The sequence below is a fragment of the Haloparvum alkalitolerans genome (assembly GCF_050122995.1).
Lineage (GTDB): Archaea > Halobacteriota > Halobacteria > Halobacteriales > Haloferacaceae > Haloparvum > Haloparvum alkalitolerans.
In genome coordinates this window covers 256,151-271,659 of the sequence record NZ_JBNLIA010000001.1, presented here as the reverse complement: position 1 = coordinate 271,659, position 15,509 = coordinate 256,151, and the positions used below count along the sequence as shown (strand labels likewise).

The window sequence follows — 15,509 nt, the reverse complement described above, 5'->3', positions numbered from 1 at the left end:
TCGAACCGGGGCGTCCACCTCCGCGCGACCCGGAACACCCCCGCGCGACCCGGAACACCCTGCGCGGCCCGGAACACCCTGCGCGGCCCGGAACTTTTTGAGACCGCGGGAGAAATGTAGACGTACGCCTACGTCTATGCCCACGAAGAGTCTGACCATCACGGAGGAAGCGTACGAGAGCCTCAAGAAACACAAGCGCCCGGGTGAGAGCTTCACAGACACGATCCTGCGGCTGACTGACGGGGAGCGCGACGTGCTTGACGGGTTCGGAGCGATGTCCGACGTCGAGGGGTTCCGCGAGGCCGTGGAGGGAACTCGGCGCGACCTCGACGCTGACGTGCGCGAGCGAGCGAGACGATGATCGCGCTGGACACCTCCTTTCTCGTCGACTACCTCGACGGCGAAGAGGCGACGAAACGGTTCCTCGCGGAACGAACCGGCGAGCCGATGCACTCTCCCGCGCTCTCGCTGTTCGAGGTCTATCGTGGGGCCGCTCGGACGACGAGCGGCGATCGGATCGACGACGTGGCCGACGCGCTGGACTGGGTGGACCCGCTCCCGCTCGACGGGTCAGCGGCCGACGAGGCGGCCCGCATCGAGAGCGAGCTCCTCGCCGCGGGGGAACGGATAAACCTCGGAGACGTGCTGATCGCGGGCGTCTGCCGGGATCGAGGTGCAACGATCGTCTCTCGGGACGACCACTTCGACCGTGTCGACGGACTCGACACGGTGACGTACTGACGAAGGATCCGAGGCTCCCCGTTTCTCCCGGTCGTCGTTTTTCTCCCGTCACGCCTCCGCGGCCGGGCGGCTCTCGTGGCGCCACAGCAGGTCGAAGTACTGCCAGAGCCCGGCGACGAAGGAGGGGTTCTCGGTGACGGCCGCCTGCCGGCGGTGGTTCGGCACGTCCTCCTGTTCGACCATGAACAGCCCGTGGCCCGCCTCGTAGTCGGTGTCGGGGTCGACGAACGTCCCGCGCCACGGGAGCACGCGCTCGCTGATGCGGACGGTGACCGAGGGGAAGTCGGCCGCCAGCTCCTCGCGGATCGCGGCCTGCCGCTCCGCGTTCTCCTCGGAGAGGTGTTCGGGCGCGAGCATCAGCACCTTCACGTCGACGCCGCGGTCGACCGCCTCGCGGAGCGCGGGTCTCACGGCGTCGATGTAGCCGAGGCTCTTGGTGAGCACGTACGCCTCGGCCTCCGCCTCGCGGAACAGGCGCCGCGTCTCGCGCTCGCTCGGCTCGCCCACGTCCACGACGTGGAACAGGTCCTCGGCCGGGCCGAGCTCGTCCACGTCGCGGTCACGAACTGGCGCGTACCGCTCCACGAACGCCTCGCGGGTCTCCTCGACCTCGTCCGCGAAGCGCTCGTACTCGTCCCGCCGGTTGCGGACCGCCCGGTCGACGATCTCCTCGGGGTCGTGCGGGCGGTACTCCTTCGGTCGGCCGGGGATGACGGTCACGTAGCCGGCCTCGGCCAGCTCGTCGAGCACGCCGTAGATCCGCGCCTTGGGGATCCCGGTCGCCTCCGCCAGCTCCGGCGCGGTCGACCGGCCGAGCAGCAGGAGCTCCGCCAGCGCCTGCTCCTCGTACTCGGTGAGGTCGAGCCGCGAGAGGAACTCGTCGCCGCGTTCGGACATGCCCGCCCCTCCTCGCGTCGGAGATAAGTACGTGCTGGTCGTCCCCCGAAACGTTTATGTCCCGATACCGAGTTGGCTTACTCAGAAAATGAGTAACTCCTCATCCTCCGCCGCGGACGACGACGCGCACCTCGACGAGGTCCCCGACGGCGCCGGCTGCACCGAGATCTGGGAGCACCTCTCGGACGGCCGCGACGACGACTGACGCCGGGGTCGCCGGAGCCGGCGCGCCGATCGATCTCCCGACGCCAGGAACCGTCTTGTGACACGATACCGATAGCCCCGATCGACATGACGGCTTTTTCGACGCGACGACTCTCGCTCGACGCTGCACCGGGGAGAAAAATCGGACCGGACGGCGGCCGTCAGTGCTCCTCGAACGGCTGGACGACGACGAACCCGTCGGGTCCGTCGAACCGCATCTGGTAGCGCTCGCCGGACTCCTGCCCGACCATGTCCGAGAGGCTGCGGTTCACCTCGACGTCGGGCGACGTGCCGCTCCACGCGACCGTCGCGCTGGGGTCCGTGGAGACTGGCGGCTCGACGACGACGGGGTCGCCGTGGGTCGTGATGGCGACGTAGCCGGGGCCGCTCAGGAAGACGTTGGTGAACCCGCCCGCGAGCGAGCCCGCGAGGCTGTCGATCGTGCTGATCTCGTAGGAGATCCGGTCCTCGAACGCGAGCACGTCCTCGCCGTTGACGGTGATCGCGTCGTCCGCGCCGAGCTCCAGCACCTGCACCTTCTTGCCTCCGTCCGCGAGGTAGGCGTGACCCTGCCCCTCGATGGCCATCACGGGCGTCCCCTCGCCGGAGGCCGCCTCCTTGAGGAAGCCGGTGATCCCGCCCTCGGCCGAGGCCTTCCCCTTGAACGAGAGGTCGCCGGTGTACGCCACCATCGATCCGGCCTTCGCCATCGCGGTCCCGTCGACCGCGACGTCGAGGGTGTAGCTGTTCTCGAGCTGGAAGCGCTCGTCGGACTCCACGGGGACGTGTTCGGCTTTGAATTGGTCGATGTCCATCGTGATCACGAGTTGGAGGGCAACTCGACCGAGGGATGGCCCCGCAGCGAAAAGAAGCTACTGGCTGGATCGCGGCGGTAGTCCGAGACGGTCGAAGGACCTCTCGAGGCCCCGGTATTTTGTGTTTCCGTGCGGACGTGGACCCGTGTCCGAGAGGGAGTTCGACGTGGGCGACGCCGTGCTCGTCGAGTTCGCGGACGGCGAGCGGGTCAAAGGGACGATACGCGAACGGACGAGGACGCACGCGACGATCGACGTGGAGAAACGGTTCGACAGCGAGCGCCGCCCGGCATTTCCGGCCGACGAAACGCGTGTGATCACGCTCGACCGGGTCCTGCGGGCGCTCTGAAGTGTCCCCGCTTTGGAGTTCCGGTAAGTCAGAGCGGGTGGCTTCGCTGCCGGCCGCACGCGCGAACGACCGACGACGGGACTGCTCGGACGAGGTCAGGGGAGATACGTAGCGAGGAAGTCGACGAGCCGGTCCAGACGGCGGTTGATCCGGCCGTCCGCGTCCTCGTCGGCTGCTTCGCCGTTCGCGTTCCCGGAGCGCTCCCGCTCGCCGGCTTCGGGGATCGAGTCGTCGGCCATGCCGGAATTTCGGGACGGACCTCGAAAACGGTTGTGCGGCCGACGGCGCATTCCTACCTCGATTCCGGTCCCGGGCGGCTCCCGTCACCTCGGCGCCGGCCGCTCGCCGAGCGCGAACGAGACCGTCTCCTCGCTCCCGTCCCGCAGCACGCGCGCCTCGAGGTCGTCGCCAGGCGAGGTCTCCAGCGCGAGGTGTCTGGACAGGTCCGCCCGCGTGGCGATCCCGACGCCGTCGAGTCCGACGATGGTGTCGCCGCCGGTGGGCACCGGCATCCCCTCGACCGTGGTCTCGCCGGTGCTGCCCCGAAGGGTCCCGTCAGCCGGACCGCCGTCCACGACGCTCACGACGTAGACGCCGCGCGCCTCGGGGAGGTCGTTCGCGGCCGCGATCGCCGGGTCCACGCCAGCGACGCCCACTCCCATGTACGCATGGTCGTAGCTCCCCGCCTCGACGAGTCGGGGAACGACCCGACGGGCGAGCCGCGAGGAGACGCCGAAGCCGAGGTTGTCCGCGCCGGGGACGCGCGCGGTCGCGACCGCGACGGCGCTCCCGTCGAGGTCGACGATCGGACCGCCGCTGTTGCCGGGGTTCAGCGGCGCGTCCACCTGCACCACGTCCGGGACCGAAAAGTCGTTGGGCGCCGGGATCGTTCTGTTCCGGCCGCTGACGATGCCCGCGGTCGCGCTGCCGTCGAGGCCGAACGGCGCGCCGACCACCAGCACCTCCGCGCCGACGTTCGGCAGGTCCTCGCGCAACGGGAGTTCCGGGCCGGGCGGCGGGGACTCGGCGCGGAGCACCGCCAGGTCGCTGTAGGGGTCCGCGCCGACGACCTCGGCGTCGCGCCACGCACCGTCGGCGTACTGCACGCTCACGCGGTCCGCGCCGGCGACCACGTGCTCGTTCGTGACGAGGTGGCCGCCGTCGACGCGGAACGCCGAGCCCTGCCCGCCGCCCGCGTCGGTGTACGTCCGCACGCGGGCGACCGCGCCCGAGACGGACTCGTAGGCGCGCTCGAACCGCTGGGTCCCGCCGGGGTCGCTGGCGGGGGCCATACAGCCGGCCGTCGCGGCCGCGGCGGCGCCGACGGCACCGAGGAAGCCGCGTCGGGTCTGCTCCATGCGCCCGGTTACGGCGGCCGCCGCATAAACGCCCGGACCGCGGCGGGCCGAACGCGTCGACGCCCGGGCGATGGGCCCCGACGATGGGCCTCGTCGATGGGCCTCGGCGATGGGCCCCGACCGCCCCTCCTCGGCCGACGCGTCCCGGCCGCGACGCCGCGGGCTTTTTGCCCGCCGGAGCGAAGGGCGCCCATGACCCTGCACGTCGACCCGCCGGACCCGCCGACGCTCGTCGCGGTCGACCCCAACCAGTACGAGGACACCACCGTCGGCGGCACCGGCAACGAGGACGCCGCCGACGACGTGACCGAGGACGAGTACCGCCGCGACGACCTCGAGCGGTTCCTGAACGAGGGCGCGTGGGCCGAGGCGTTCGAGGAGTGGGCCGCCACGAGCGACCTCGACGCCGAGGAGTGGCGCATCGTCGAGGAGATGGGACTCGTCGACCGCTTCGACTTCTTCTGGGACGACTTCGCCGACCGCGTGGGCTACCACGCGCCCGGCATCCCGGAGGACTGGAAGGAGCGCGACCTCCACCCCGACCTGGACTCGTGGTCGACCGTCTCCGGGATCAACGCCGGGCTGACAGAACTCGGCCAGATCGTCTGCGAGACGCTGAAGCAGGAGTACATCGACTGGGAGGCCGACTACGAGGCGCCCGACGACCTCCCCGACTTCGAGGCCTGACGTGGCGAAGGAACGCTCCGCTCCGCCGGCCGACGACTGCGCCGCGTTCGACGCGCCGACGATCCCCGCGTTCGACGACGCGGCCGCGGACGCCGCTCGTGCGCGCCAGCAGGAGTTGACGAAGCCGCCGGGGAGCCTCGGTCGACTGGAGGACCTGGCGGTCGCCCTCGCGGGCCTGACGGGCGACGCTAGGCCCGCGCTCTCGGAGCCCGCGGTCCTCGTCGCGGCCGCGGACCACGGCGTCGTCGCGGAGGGCGTCTCCGCGTACCCCGGCGACGTGACGCGGGCGATGCTGGCGAATTTCGCTGACGGCGGCGCGGCGGTCAACGCCCTCGCGGACGTGGTCGGCGCGGCGACCGTCCTCGTGGACGCGGGCGTGGACGGCGCTCCCGTCTCCGGAGTCAGAAACGAGAAGGTCGCCCGCGGGACGGCGAACCTCGTCGACGGGCCGGCGATGACGCGCGCGCAAGCCGTCGCGTCGCTAGAGGCGGGCGTCCGGGTCGCGAAGACGGACCTGGCGACCGCGGACCTCGTCGCACTCGGCGAGATGGGCATCGGGAACACCACCGTCGCGAGCGCGCTCACGGCCGCCCTCGCGGACGCGGACCCCGAGGCGGTCACGGGCCCCGGAACGGGCGTGGACGAGGAGACGCGCGCCCACAAGGTCGCGGTCGTGGAGCGCGGCCTGCGGGAGAACGACCTCCGCGATGAGGACGGTCGGCCGACCGAGACCGCGACCGACCCCGTCGAGGTGCTCCGGCGCGTCGGCGGCTTCGAGGTCGGCCTGCTCGCGGGCGCGGCGCTCGGCTGTGCGGCCGACAGGACGCCGGTGGTCGTGGACGGCGTCGTCTCCGGCGCCGCGGCGCTCGTGGCGGCCGCCGTCGACGGCGCGGTCCGCCCCTACCTGCTCCCCTCCCACGGCGGCGCGGAGCCGGGTCACGCGGTCCAACTGGACGCACTCGGGCTGGACCCCCTGTTCGACCACGACCTCAGACTCGGCGAGGGGAGCGGCGCGTGTCTGGCGCTCGCGACCTACCGCGCCGCCTGCGCGACCCACGACGGGATGGCGACGTTCGCGGAGGCGGGGATCGGGGAACGGTAGCGGCGGAAACGGCGTGACGCGACTCGCGAGCCGCCTCGGCGGGGACGGACGGAATCGCGTTCAGGCGGGCGGCGCCCGGCCGGGCGCGTGCTCGTCGTAGTACCTCACCAGCACGTGGAGGTACGCGAGCTTGCAGGCGAGGGCGACGCCCCCGCCGAGCGCCGTCACGCGGGGATCGCGTCTGTAGGCGCCGTAGAGACCGTACCCGTACGCGAGCGCGTTCGCGACGTTGAGCGCGCCCGGCACGCTGGGCTCGAACACCCCGTGACCGTCCGCCAGCCAGCGCTGCTCGCCGAGGACGGACCGACTGATCCACGCGTCCGTGGTCTCCGGCTCCGGGAACAGGATCGGGTTGACGGCGACGTAGAGAAGGGTCAGCCCGACCATTCGCCAGTCACGCCGGAACAGCCCGAGCAGGAGGACAGGCCCCATGGGAAGCCGCGTGTAGCCGCTCCACGGGTTGGTGTGCCGGGCCCAGAACTCCTCGCCGAGACCGTCGGTCAGCGCCATGGGTCCCCGTACGCGGACCGAGCCTATCAACCTGTGCCGCTCGACGCGGCGACCCCCGTGTGCCGCGTGCACGCCGGGAGGGCCGCGGGCCCCGTTCGCCGCCACACCGGAGGCCCGCGCGACTGCAACTCCGCCGTATTGAAATACGCGGGCGCTGACCCTCGGATATGGAGCAGGTAGACGACCAGTACACCCCCGAGAACGTCGAATCCGGCGTGACGGACTACTGGGAGGAACACGACGCCTACGAGGCCGCCAAGGAGGCGCACGCGGACGACCCGTCCTTCTTCTTCGTCGACGGACCGCCGTACACCTCCGGACAGATGCACCTCGGCACGGCGTGGAACAAGACGCTGAAGGACGCGATCATCCGGTACAAGCGGATGACGGGCCACCGCGTCACCGACCGTCCGGGCTACGACATGCACGGGCTCCCCATCGAGGTGAAAGTCGAGGAGGAACTCGGCTTCGACTCCAAGACGGACATCGAGGAGTACGGGATGGAGGCGTTCATCGAGGAGTGCAAGGAGTTCGCCGAGACCAACCGCGAGGCGATGGACGAGGACTTCGAGTCCATCGGCGCGTGGATGGACTGGGAGAACCCCTACAAGACCGTCTCGCCCGAGTACATGGAGTCGGCGTGGTGGGCCTTCTCGCAGGTGGCCGACCGCGGCCTCGTCGAGCGCGGCAAGCGCTCCATCTCGCAGTGTCCCCGCTGTGAGACGGGCCTCGCCAACAACGAGGTCGAGTACGAGGACGTGGAGGACCCCTCCATCTACGTGAAGTTCCCGCTCGCGGACCGCGAGGGGAGCCTCGTCATCTGGACGACGACGCCGTGGACCATCCCCGCGAACACCTTCGTCGCGGTCGACCCCGACCTCACCTACAACGCCGTCCGCGCCGAGAAGGACGGCGAGGAGGAGGTCCTGTACGTCGCCGAGGCCTGCGTCGAGGACGTGTTACAGGAGGGCCGGTACGAGGACTACGCCGTGGAGGCGGAACTCTCCGGCGAGGATCTGGTCGGCTGGCAGTACGACCACCCGCTCGCGGACCACCTCGCGGAGTACCCCGACTTCGAGGGCGCCGGCGAGGTGTATCCCGCCGACTACGTGGAGGCGGACCGCACCGGCCTCGTCCACTCCGCGCCCGGCCACGGCGAGGAGGACTTCCACCGCGGGCAGGAGCTCGGGCTGGACGTGTTCTGTCCGGTCGGTCCCGACGGCGTCTACGACGACGCCGCCGGCGACTACGCGGGCCAGTTCGTCCGCGACGCCAACGAGGAGATCATCGCGGACCTCGTCGCGGAGGGGCACATGCTCGCGCACGGCACGGTCCACCACAGCTACGGCCACTGCTGGCGGTGTGACACGGGGATCATCCAGCTGGTCACCGACCAGTGGTTCATCTCCATCACGGACGTGAAAGACGAGCTCCTCGAGAACATGGAGGAGTCGGAGTGGCACCCGCAGTGGGCGCGCGACAACCGCTTCCGGGACTTCATCGAGGACGCGCCGGACTGGAACGTCTCCCGCCAGCGCTACTGGGGCATCCCCATCCCGATCTGGGTGCCCGAGGGCGAGGACCCCGCGGAGATCGACCTCGAAGAGGAGACGGTCGTCGTGAGCACGCGCGAGGAGCTCGCGGACCGCGTCGACCAGGAGATTGACCCCGCGGAGATCGACCTCCACCGCCCCTCGGTGGACGACCTGACGATCAGCGAGGACGGGACGACCTACCGCCGCGTCGAGGACGTCTTCGACGTGTGGCTGGACTCCTCGGTCGCCTCGTGGGGCACGCTCGGCTACCCCGGCGAGACCGAGGCGCACGACGAGCTGTGGCCCGCCGACCTCATCGTCGAGGCGCACGACCAGACCCGCGGCTGGTTCTGGTCGCAGCTCGGCATGGGGACGGCCGCGGTCGGCGAGATCCCGTATAAGGAGGTGCTGATGCACGGCTTCGCCAACGACAGCGACGGCCGCAAGATGTCGAAGTCCGTCGGCAACATCGTGACGCCGGAGGAGGCCATCGACCGCGCCGGCCGCGACCCCCTGCGCACCTACCTCCTCAGCCACGACCAGCAGGGCGTCGACCTCGCGTTCGAGTGGGACGGGCTCGGCGAGATCCAGGGGAAGCTCAACATCTTCTGGAACGTCTTCCGGTTCCCGCTGGAGTACATGGACCTGGACGGCTACGACCCCGCGGAGGCCGACCTCTCCGACGGCGACCTCGAGGTCGTCGACGAGTGGGTGCTCTCACGACTCCAGTCCGTCGAGCGGGAGGTCGCCGAGGCGTGGGACGACTACCGCGTCAGCGACGCCGTCAACGCGCTGATCGAGTTCGTCACGCAGGACGTCTCGCGGTTCTACGTGAAGGCGGTCCGCGACCGCATGTGGGAGGAGGAGGACTCCGCCTCCAAGCGCGGCGCCTACGCGACGCTCGCGACCGTCCTCGACGAGACGGTCCGCATGTTCGCGCCGTTCGCGCCCTACCTCGCGGAGCGCATGTACCAGACGCTGGACGGCGAGGCCACGACGGTCCACGCGCTCGCGTACCCCGAGTACGACGCCGACCTCCACGACGAGGAACTGGAACGCGACGTGGCGGTGCTCCGGGACGTGGAGGAGGCGGCCGCGAACGCCCGCCAGCAGGCCGGCCGGAAGCTCCGGTGGCCCGTCCCGCGCGTGGTCGTGGAGACGGACGACGACGAGGTGGCCGAGGCGGTCCGGAACCTCGAGGCCCTGATCCTCGACCGCGTGAACGCCCGCGCGCTCGAGGTCACCGACGGCTTCGAGGAACTGGTGGAGCACGCCGAGCCGCAGATGGCCCAGATCGGTCCCGCCTTCGGCGGCGACGCCCAGAAGGTGATGGACGCGGTCAAGGGGGCGACCCGCGCCGAGGTCGAGAACGGCGAGGTGCTGGTCGACGGCGAGCCGGTCGAGTTGGACGACGAGATGGTCGAGTACGTCGCGGAGCCGCCCGAACACGTCTCCGGCGCGGAGTTCGACGGCGGCGTCGTCTACGTCGACACCAGCCTCACCGACGAGATCGAGGCCGAGGGGTACGCCCGCGACGTGATCCGGCGCGTGCAGGAGATGCGGAAGGACCTCGACCTCGACGTCGAGGAACCCGTCCGCCTCGGCGTCGCGGTCGACGACGACCGCGTGGCCGGCTTCGTCGACGAGCACCGCGAGCTGATCGCGGAGGAGACGCGCGCCGCCGAATGGCTCGACGACCCCGAGGCGGCCGCCGGCGCCGTCGAGGCGTGGGACGTCGAGGACGTGGTCGTCACCATCGGGCTCGAGCGCGCGAGCTGATCGCGGGCTTCACGGCCGATACTCTTCGACTTCGACGACGTTCTTCGTCTCCGAATGAGTCAGGTCGCCGTCGCTGGAGACGGCGGGCGCACCGAGTTCGCGACCGACCGCGGCAATGAGCGCGTCCGGACCGTCGAGGTACGGTCCGCCGGGGGCGATTTCGTCAGCAATGATCCCCGCGGTCACCGCAATATCGGTGTCGACGGCGTATGGCTCGGCCCATGAGAGATCGATCCGAGCCTGTGCGACGTCGCCATTCGGAAGGTTCCCTTCACCCACCAGCACCTCTGCGTACGCCGGCACGGGAATCACCCAGTCTTCCGACTCGCCCCCGTTCTCCTCGTAGTACGTCTTCGTCGCGTTGACGCCCTCGAGATAGTCGATAAGGAACGACGCGTCGAGGACCCTCATGTCGCGTTTTCTGTACGGTCGCGGGTTCGCTGCTTCCGCTCCTCCTTGGCCGCCTTCCGCTCCTCGCGGACGCGGTCGGCTTTCTCCTCGGACCATCGTCCGAATCCGCCGTCGAAGTCCGCCCCCTCGGTCTCCTCGCCGAGGACGCGTTCGAGAACGTCGTTATAACTCTCCCCGGTCTCCCTGAGTCGGTCGAGTTTCCGCTTCACCCGGTCACTGACTCGGATCTGTTCGTCGGCGGTGGCCATCTCGTGTCAACGTTGGCGTCGACATCGCTTAATCGTTGGGCACGGGTTCGAAGAGCTCGCTCCACCTCTCCCCGTCTCCGTTCTGATCTGGCCTCGTATGCCGGGGAGACTTATGCCGACTCCCGGACAACTGTCGGTATGACCAACGACGACTACGAACGCGAACTGACCGGCAGCCGCGAGGAGATCGCCACGGTGCTGAACGACGTCGCTGACGGGCTTCGGTCGGGCGCCGTACGCCTCGGCGAGGACGGCGACGCCGTCACCGTCGCGACGCCGGAGGAACTCACGCTGGAGGTCGAACTCGAAACCGAGGACGGCGAGCAGAGCCTGGAACTGGAACTCGAGTGGCCGGTGTCCGAGGCGGACGCGGCGGCCGAAACGGACGCAGTGGATGAGTCGGACGCGGCGACAGAAATGGACGCGGCCGCCGAGGGGGCGGCCGAAACGGACGCGGTCCCCGAGACCGACGCGGCCGCGGGGTCGGCCGAGTCCCCTTCGGACGTCGAGATCGAGGCACCGACGATCGCCGGCGCCGCCGACGCGACGCAGTCGCTGGCCGGCTTCGAGGTGTATCGGGACGCCGGCGGGGAGTGGCGCTGGCGGCTCCGCCACCGCAACGGGAACATTATCGCGACCGGCGGCGAGGGCTACACGCGCAAGCACAACGCGCTGAAGGGGCTTCGCAGCGTGGTGAAAAATTCGCCCGGCGCGACGGTCAGCGACGAGTTTAGCGACTGATCCGTCGGCCGCGCCGGCCGCGATCGGGTTCCTGCGATCGGTGGTCCGGAGTCAGTCGTCCGCGGTCGGCGCGTCGGCGCTCGCGGGCTCGCCGAGTTCGCCCGCGCGTTCCAACTCGGTGAGGTACTCGTCGGCGTCGAGCGCGGCCTGACACCCCATGCCGGCGGCGGTGACCGCCTGCTGGTAGTGGAAGTCGACCACGTCGCCGGCGCCGAACAGGCCCTCGACGCCGGTCGCGGTCTGGTTCGCGCCGCGGCCGCCCTCGGTGAGCAGGTAGCCCTCCTCGTCCGTCTCGACGCCGGTCCCCTCGAGGTAGCCCGTGTTCGGCGTGTGGCCGATGGCGAAGAAGACGGCGCCCACGTCGAAGTCGTACGCCTCGACCTCGTCGGCGGTCTCGGGGTCGTCGAGCTTCTCCTTCGGGTGGCCCTCGGGGTGCTCGACGAGCGAGACGTGGTCGATGCCCTCTTCCGGCGTGCCGTGGAGCTCCGTCACCTCGGTGTTCCAGAGGACCTCGACTGCCCCGTCCTCGACCTTCTCCATGATGCGGTCGATCCAGACGTCCTCGGCCCGGAACTCGTCGCGGCGGTGGGCGATGTAGACGGTGTCCGCGAACTTGGTGAGGAAGTTGGCCTCCTCCATCGCGGCGTCGCCGCCGCCGACGACGAGCATGTCCTCGCCGCGGAAGAACGCGCCGTCGCAGGTCGCACACGTCGAGAGCCCGTAGCCCATCAGCTCGTCCTCGCCGGGGATCCCCAGCGTGCGCGCGGAGGCGCCGGAGGCCGCGATGAACGCGTCGGCGGTGTAGACGTCGCCGTTGGTCAACTCGACGCGGAACGGCCGGTCGTCCGCGTCGACCGACGCGACGACGCCGTTCTTCGTCTCGGCGCCGAACTTCTCCGCCTGCGCCTTCATGTCGTTGATCAGCTCGGGGCCGGAGATGCCCTCCGGGAAGCCCGGGAAGTTCTCCACGTCGGTCGTCAGCGTGAGCTGTCCGCCGGGCTCGTCGCCCTCCAGGATCAGGGGGTCGTTGTTGGACCGGGCGGCGTAGATCCCCGCCGTCAGCCCTGCTGCACCGGTGCCGGCGATGATCAGCCGGCGGTGTTCGACGATGTCGTCGCTCATACAGGACCTTCGCCAGCGGGCCGTTTGTACGTTGCGCTGTCCGGCGGCGATGCCGCAACCGCGGTCGGTGAGAGGCCCTTCGAGGGGGTCCCCACCTGCCTCAGACGATCTTCATCATCCGGGTCTCGAACTTGCCGACGCGGACGCGGGTCCAGCCGCGCAGTCGCTCGTCGAGCTCGGGGTCGTCGGTGTCGACGCGGAGCACCGAGAGGTCGTCGAGCTTGCTCCGCGAGGCGACCACGGACACCTCGCACGCGCGGATCACCGCCGGCGAGAGCTGGGGGTTGCCGCGGCCGAAGACGAACCCCTGCCCGCCGATGGGCGTCACGACCACGACGTTGCGCTCGCCGAGGGCGTCGAGGATCTCCGCCTCGGTCGCGTCTCGGACCAGTACCTCGCCGTCGCGCCACACGTCGACGCCGATGGGCGATCCGTCGAAGCCGAGTTCGTCCTTGATCGCCCCGAGCGTCGAGCCGGGACCCAGGACGTAGGTGACGCCGTCCTCAACGTCGTCCGCGACCCCCTCGGCGAGCGCCTCGACCGTACCGCCGCCGGTCTGTTTCGAGGACTGGAGGTCCTCCGCGACCGGGACGTGCGCGACCGCCCGCAGTTCCGGGTGGACCTCCCCCTCGCGGTAGGCATCCTCGTCGATGTCCATCACCTCGCGGCGCTCCGTGCGCTCGAAGTCGGCCACGACCGCGGCGGCATCCTCCGGCGAGACCGCGAACACGGAGGAGTACACCTTCACCCCCGCGGGAACGCCGAGCATCGGCGTCTCGGTGCCCTCCAGCGCCTCGGCCACGTCCGCGGCGGTGCCGTCCCCGCCGACGAAGAGGACGATGTCGACGCCGGCGTCCGCGAGCGCGGTGACCGCCTCGCGTGTGTCCGCCGCGGTCGTCTCCGCCGCGGCGTAGGCGTCGTCGTCCGCGGGGGGCTCAGAAAAGGCGCGGGCGGGCTCCGCGACCACCTCCGGGTCGAACCCGGCCTCGCGGACCAGCGACGCACCCATCGGGTCCGCGGCCGTCGAGACCGTCGCGTCCGGCGCGCGCTCGTACAGGGACGCGAGCGCCCGGCGGGCGCGGTCGGGAGCTCGGGGCTCGGCGCCGCGCTCGCGCGCCTCCGCCACCTTCCCGTCGGTCCCCTTCAGCCCGACCCGGCCGCCCATCCCCGCGACGGGGTTCACCACGACGCCCACGTGCATGGCCGCCCCTACCGCCGCGGGCTACTTAAGCCGGGTGAGACGGAGGGCGCCCCGGAGGCGCGGTCGCGCGCTTCGCGGTGCGAGACACCGCGTTTCCGGTGAACGACGACAGCGACAGAAACGAGGATCAGCGCGGCCCCGCGCACTCGCCGGCCACCTCGACGCGGTCGGCGGCCACGCGCACCGTCCCGTCGTACAGCCGGCACCGCTCGGCGTCCCACGCCAGCGCTCCTTCCCACCCGCCGCCCGAGACGACGGCCTCGTGACGGCCGCTCGCCGCGACCGTCACCTCGAACGCCCGCGCGACGCCGGGGTCGATCCGGTCCGCCTCGTCCTCGTAGGTGGTCCCGTCCGCGCCGGTCACCACGACCCGCGCCTCGACTGGTTCGTCGCCCTCGTTCTGCACGGTGAGGTCGAGGTTCCCGTTCTCGTCGGAGCCGCCCAGACAGCCCGCGAGGCCCGTGAATCCCGCGACCGTTCCGGCCGCGCCGGCCGCGAGGAACTGGCGTCTGTGCATAGGGGACGGACGACGGGACACCACTTCAAGCCGCCGAGCGGGCGGGCCCGTCGCGCTCGGTCCGGTCAGGTGATCCACGTGAGGCGGATCCACACCCCCAATCCGACCGCGAACGCGAGGTGGTACGCGACCAGGAGACGCGCCGGCGGAACGACCGGGACGCCGCCGTCCACGCCGCCGTCCGCGCCGCCGGACCGCAGGAGCCGTCCGATCGCCAGCAGACCGAGACACAGCAGGGCGCTCCAGACGGCCGCCGCGGCGAGCGCCTCGCCGAACGACGGGGGGACGCCGAGGGCGCCCGCCACGTACAGTTCGCCCGCCACGAAGCCGAGACCGGCCAGCGCACCGTAGGCGACGCCGAGGGGGATCGAGCGCGGGCCCTCTACAGACACGCCCGCCCGGGACGTGACCGTCCGAGCGACGACCGCCCGAACCGCGATCGTCGCGACGATGCCAGCCGCGAACCCGCCGAGCAGACCGTTGAGAAGGGTCGTCACCGCGGGTCGAACGAGACGCTGATCTCGTCGACGTAGTGGGTCGCGTCCGCCTCCCAGATGACGGCGGTCCCGACCGCGACGTACAGCGTGTCGGTGGCGATCTCCGGCGTGGTCCACTCGAACGTGTACTCGCGCCAGCCGTCGGCGAGCCACAGGGGTTCCCGCAGACCGCCGTAGGGCGTCTCGCCGAGATCCGTCGTGTTCAGCCCGAGGTCCGGGAAGTCCTCCTCGGCCTCGGGTCGCTCCGCGCCGAGGCGCATGACGGCGTGGCGGATCGTGTTGAACGACTCCGAGTCGCTCCAGAACTGCGCGGTGACCGTCGCCTCGTAGCGCCGCCCGGGTTCGACCGACACGGGGTGGACCGCCCACGACACCCCGTCGTCGTAGTCGCCCTCGTTCCAGACCCGCAGCGAGCGGTCGCCGGCGGACGCTTCTTCCTCGGAGACGTCGACCTCCCACTCGAAGTCGGCGATGTCGACCTCCGGGCCGATGGCTGCGTCCGTCTCCCAGTCGCCGAGTCCGTCCTCGAACCCCTCCGTGAAGGCGGCCGCGTCCGGCGCGCCCAGACAGCCCGCCGCACCGATACCCCCGACCGCGCTCGCGGTCGCAAGCCCGCCACAACTCCGCAGCAGCTCTCGTCTGTTCATGCGTCGGGGTGTCAACGCTCGTAGATAATCTTGTGGGTCGACTGCGGAGGGAGACACCGCGGACCGACCGCGGGCGGTGAGGACCGAAACAGACCGCGGACGGCGACGTCGGGCACGGGGTTTACGTACGGCGGGCGCGACCGTCGTC

General features: G+C 70.8%; 19 protein-coding genes. 7 read left to right on the top strand and 12 right to left on the bottom strand.

Annotated elements, in window-relative coordinates:
* The first annotated feature begins 136 nt into the window (after nt 1-136).
* Nucleotides 137-361 carry an antitoxin VapB family protein gene (locus tag ACQE3L_RS01345; protein WP_426962005.1) on the top strand — a complete coding sequence of 75 codons (225 nt, stop codon included), beginning with the start codon at nt 137-139 and terminating at the stop codon, nt 359-361.
* A complete protein-coding gene (locus tag ACQE3L_RS01340) occupies nt 358-741 on the top strand; it encodes a PIN domain-containing protein (RefSeq protein ID WP_426962004.1) in 384 nt (127 codons plus the stop codon). The genes ACQE3L_RS01345 and ACQE3L_RS01340 overlap by 4 nt, the downstream gene beginning before the upstream one ends.
* A 48-nt stretch (nt 742-789) precedes the next feature.
* Here ACQE3L_RS01340 and ACQE3L_RS01335 read toward each other — a convergent pair whose 3' ends face one another.
* Nucleotides 790-1,638 carry a TrmB family transcriptional regulator gene (locus ACQE3L_RS01335; RefSeq protein WP_426962003.1) on the bottom strand — a complete coding sequence of 283 codons (849 nt, stop codon included), beginning with the start codon at nt 1,636-1,638 and terminating at the stop codon, nt 790-792.
* 365 nt (nt 1,639-2,003) lie between these two features.
* Nucleotides 2,004-2,657, bottom strand: a complete 654-nt coding sequence (locus ACQE3L_RS01330; RefSeq protein ID WP_426962002.1) for an AIM24 family protein — start codon at nt 2,655-2,657, stop codon at nt 2,004-2,006.
* Nucleotides 2,658-2,823: 166 nt separating this feature from the next.
* Between ACQE3L_RS01330 and ACQE3L_RS01325 the strand changes: the two genes are divergently transcribed.
* A complete protein-coding gene (locus tag ACQE3L_RS01325) occupies nt 2,824-3,006 on the top strand; it encodes a hypothetical protein (protein ID WP_426962001.1) in 183 nt (60 codons plus the stop codon).
* 95 nt (nt 3,007-3,101) lie between these two features.
* Here the strand turns inward: ACQE3L_RS01325 and ACQE3L_RS01320 are convergent, their stop codons facing one another.
* Together ACQE3L_RS01320 and ACQE3L_RS01315 are read right to left on the bottom strand one after the other, a co-directional pair.
* Nucleotides 3,102-3,245: a hypothetical protein gene (locus ACQE3L_RS01320; protein ID WP_426962000.1), complete on the bottom strand. Its 144-nt coding sequence runs from the start codon at nt 3,243-3,245 to the stop codon at nt 3,102-3,104.
* Nucleotides 3,246-3,329: 84 nt separating this feature from the next.
* Nucleotides 3,330-4,364, bottom strand: a complete 1,035-nt coding sequence (locus ACQE3L_RS01315) for a S1C family serine protease (RefSeq protein WP_426961999.1) — start codon at nt 4,362-4,364, stop codon at nt 3,330-3,332.
* 192 nt (nt 4,365-4,556) lie between these two features.
* Between ACQE3L_RS01315 and ACQE3L_RS01310 the strand changes: the two genes are divergently transcribed.
* Both ACQE3L_RS01310 and cobT read left to right on the top strand, forming a co-directional pair.
* A complete protein-coding gene (locus ACQE3L_RS01310) occupies nt 4,557-5,051 on the top strand; it encodes a DUF7992 family protein (RefSeq protein WP_426961998.1) in 495 nt (164 codons plus the stop codon).
* Between the two features lies 1 nt (nt 5,052).
* Nucleotides 5,053-6,153 carry a nicotinate-nucleotide--dimethylbenzimidazole phosphoribosyltransferase gene (gene cobT, locus ACQE3L_RS01305; protein ID WP_426961997.1) on the top strand — a complete coding sequence of 367 codons (1,101 nt, stop codon included), beginning with the start codon at nt 5,053-5,055 and terminating at the stop codon, nt 6,151-6,153.
* 60 nt (nt 6,154-6,213) lie between these two features.
* On the opposite strand, the gene ACQE3L_RS01300 is transcribed toward cobT, so the two are convergent.
* Complete coding sequence (locus ACQE3L_RS01300; protein WP_426961996.1) at nt 6,214-6,663, bottom strand: DUF6653 family protein; 450 nt, start codon at nt 6,661-6,663, stop codon at nt 6,214-6,216.
* A 167-nt stretch (nt 6,664-6,830) separates the two neighbouring features.
* On the opposite strand from ACQE3L_RS01300, the gene ileS reads away from it, so the two are divergent.
* Nucleotides 6,831-9,977: an isoleucine--tRNA ligase gene (ileS, locus tag ACQE3L_RS01295; RefSeq protein WP_426961995.1), complete on the top strand. Its 3,147-nt coding sequence runs from the start codon at nt 6,831-6,833 to the stop codon at nt 9,975-9,977.
* A 9-nt stretch (nt 9,978-9,986) separates the two neighbouring features.
* Here the strand turns inward: ileS and ACQE3L_RS01290 are convergent, their stop codons facing one another.
* Both ACQE3L_RS01290 and ACQE3L_RS01285 read right to left on the bottom strand, forming a co-directional pair.
* On the bottom strand, nt 9,987-10,388 hold the full coding sequence (locus ACQE3L_RS01290) for a PIN domain-containing protein (protein WP_426961994.1): 402 nt from the start codon (nt 10,386-10,388) through the stop codon (nt 9,987-9,989).
* Nucleotides 10,385-10,636: a DUF7557 family protein gene (locus ACQE3L_RS01285; protein WP_426961993.1), complete on the bottom strand. Its 252-nt coding sequence runs from the start codon at nt 10,634-10,636 to the stop codon at nt 10,385-10,387. Before ACQE3L_RS01285 ends, ACQE3L_RS01290 begins: the two co-directional genes overlap by 4 nt.
* Nucleotides 10,637-10,774: 138 nt before the next feature.
* On the opposite strand from ACQE3L_RS01285, the gene ACQE3L_RS01280 reads away from it, so the two are divergent.
* Nucleotides 10,775-11,377: an amphi-Trp domain-containing protein gene (locus ACQE3L_RS01280; protein WP_426961992.1), complete on the top strand. Its 603-nt coding sequence runs from the start codon at nt 10,775-10,777 to the stop codon at nt 11,375-11,377.
* Between the two features lie 51 nt (nt 11,378-11,428).
* On the opposite strand, the gene ACQE3L_RS01275 is transcribed toward ACQE3L_RS01280, so the two are convergent.
* The 5 genes from ACQE3L_RS01275 to ACQE3L_RS01255 all read right to left on the bottom strand — a co-directional run bounded on the left by ACQE3L_RS01275 (nt 11,429) and on the right by ACQE3L_RS01255 (nt 15,361).
* Entirely contained in the window at nt 11,429-12,499 is a 1,071-nt protein-coding gene (locus tag ACQE3L_RS01275) for an NAD(P)/FAD-dependent oxidoreductase (RefSeq protein ID WP_426961991.1), read from the bottom strand.
* 100 nt (nt 12,500-12,599) lie between these two features.
* Entirely contained in the window at nt 12,600-13,700 is a 1,101-nt protein-coding gene (locus ACQE3L_RS01270) for an ATP-NAD kinase family protein (protein ID WP_426961990.1), read from the bottom strand.
* Nucleotides 13,701-13,827: 127 nt separating this feature from the next.
* On the bottom strand, nt 13,828-14,217 hold the full coding sequence (locus ACQE3L_RS01265) for a hypothetical protein (RefSeq protein ID WP_426961989.1): 390 nt from the start codon (nt 14,215-14,217) through the stop codon (nt 13,828-13,830).
* Nucleotides 14,218-14,282: 65 nt separating this feature from the next.
* Nucleotides 14,283-14,714, bottom strand: coding sequence for a hypothetical protein (locus ACQE3L_RS01260; protein ID WP_426961988.1), 432 nt, complete (start codon nt 14,712-14,714; stop codon nt 14,283-14,285).
* Nucleotides 14,711-15,361 (bottom strand): hypothetical protein, encoded by a 651-nt coding sequence (locus tag ACQE3L_RS01255; RefSeq protein ID WP_426961987.1) that lies wholly within the window; start codon nt 15,359-15,361, stop codon nt 14,711-14,713. The genes ACQE3L_RS01260 and ACQE3L_RS01255 overlap by 4 nt, the downstream gene beginning before the upstream one ends.
* Nucleotides 15,362-15,509 lie beyond the last annotated feature (148 nt).

Excerpts from the sequence above, each read along its gene's own strand:
- ACQE3L_RS01320 (WP_426962000.1), bottom strand. The coding sequence starts at position 3,245 with ATGGCCGACGACTCGATCCCCGAAGCCGGCGAGCGGGAGCGCTCCGGG.
- ACQE3L_RS01265 (WP_426961989.1), bottom strand. The coding sequence starts at position 14,217 with ATGCACAGACGCCAGTTCCTCGCGGCCGGCGCGGCCGGAACGGTCGCG.
- ACQE3L_RS01285 (WP_426961993.1), bottom strand. The coding sequence starts at position 10,636 with ATGGCCACCGCCGACGAACAGATCCGAGTCAGTGACCGGGTGAAGCGG.
- ACQE3L_RS01300 (WP_426961996.1), bottom strand. The coding sequence starts at position 6,663 with ATGGCGCTGACCGACGGTCTCGGCGAGGAGTTCTGGGCCCGGCACACC.
- ACQE3L_RS01345 (WP_426962005.1), top strand. The coding sequence starts at position 137 with ATGCCCACGAAGAGTCTGACCATCACGGAGGAAGCGTACGAGAGCCTC.
- ACQE3L_RS01275 (WP_426961991.1), bottom strand. The coding sequence starts at position 12,499 with ATGAGCGACGACATCGTCGAACACCGCCGGCTGATCATCGCCGGCACC.
- ACQE3L_RS01270 (WP_426961990.1), bottom strand. The coding sequence starts at position 13,700 with ATGCACGTGGGCGTCGTGGTGAACCCCGTCGCGGGGATGGGCGGCCGG.
- ACQE3L_RS01330 (WP_426962002.1), bottom strand. The coding sequence starts at position 2,657 with ATGGACATCGACCAATTCAAAGCCGAACACGTCCCCGTGGAGTCCGAC.
- ACQE3L_RS01340 (WP_426962004.1), top strand. The coding sequence starts at position 358 with ATGATCGCGCTGGACACCTCCTTTCTCGTCGACTACCTCGACGGCGAA.
- ACQE3L_RS01335 (WP_426962003.1), bottom strand. The coding sequence starts at position 1,638 with ATGTCCGAACGCGGCGACGAGTTCCTCTCGCGGCTCGACCTCACCGAG.
- ACQE3L_RS01290 (WP_426961994.1), bottom strand. The coding sequence starts at position 10,388 with ATGAGGGTCCTCGACGCGTCGTTCCTTATCGACTATCTCGAGGGCGTC.
- ACQE3L_RS01280 (WP_426961992.1), top strand. The coding sequence starts at position 10,775 with ATGACCAACGACGACTACGAACGCGAACTGACCGGCAGCCGCGAGGAG.
- ileS (WP_426961995.1), top strand. The coding sequence starts at position 6,831 with ATGGAGCAGGTAGACGACCAGTACACCCCCGAGAACGTCGAATCCGGC.
- ACQE3L_RS01310 (WP_426961998.1), top strand. The coding sequence starts at position 4,557 with ATGACCCTGCACGTCGACCCGCCGGACCCGCCGACGCTCGTCGCGGTC.
- ACQE3L_RS01255 (WP_426961987.1), bottom strand. The coding sequence starts at position 15,361 with ATGAACAGACGAGAGCTGCTGCGGAGTTGTGGCGGGCTTGCGACCGCG.
- ACQE3L_RS01315 (WP_426961999.1), bottom strand. The coding sequence starts at position 4,364 with ATGGAGCAGACCCGACGCGGCTTCCTCGGTGCCGTCGGCGCCGCCGCG.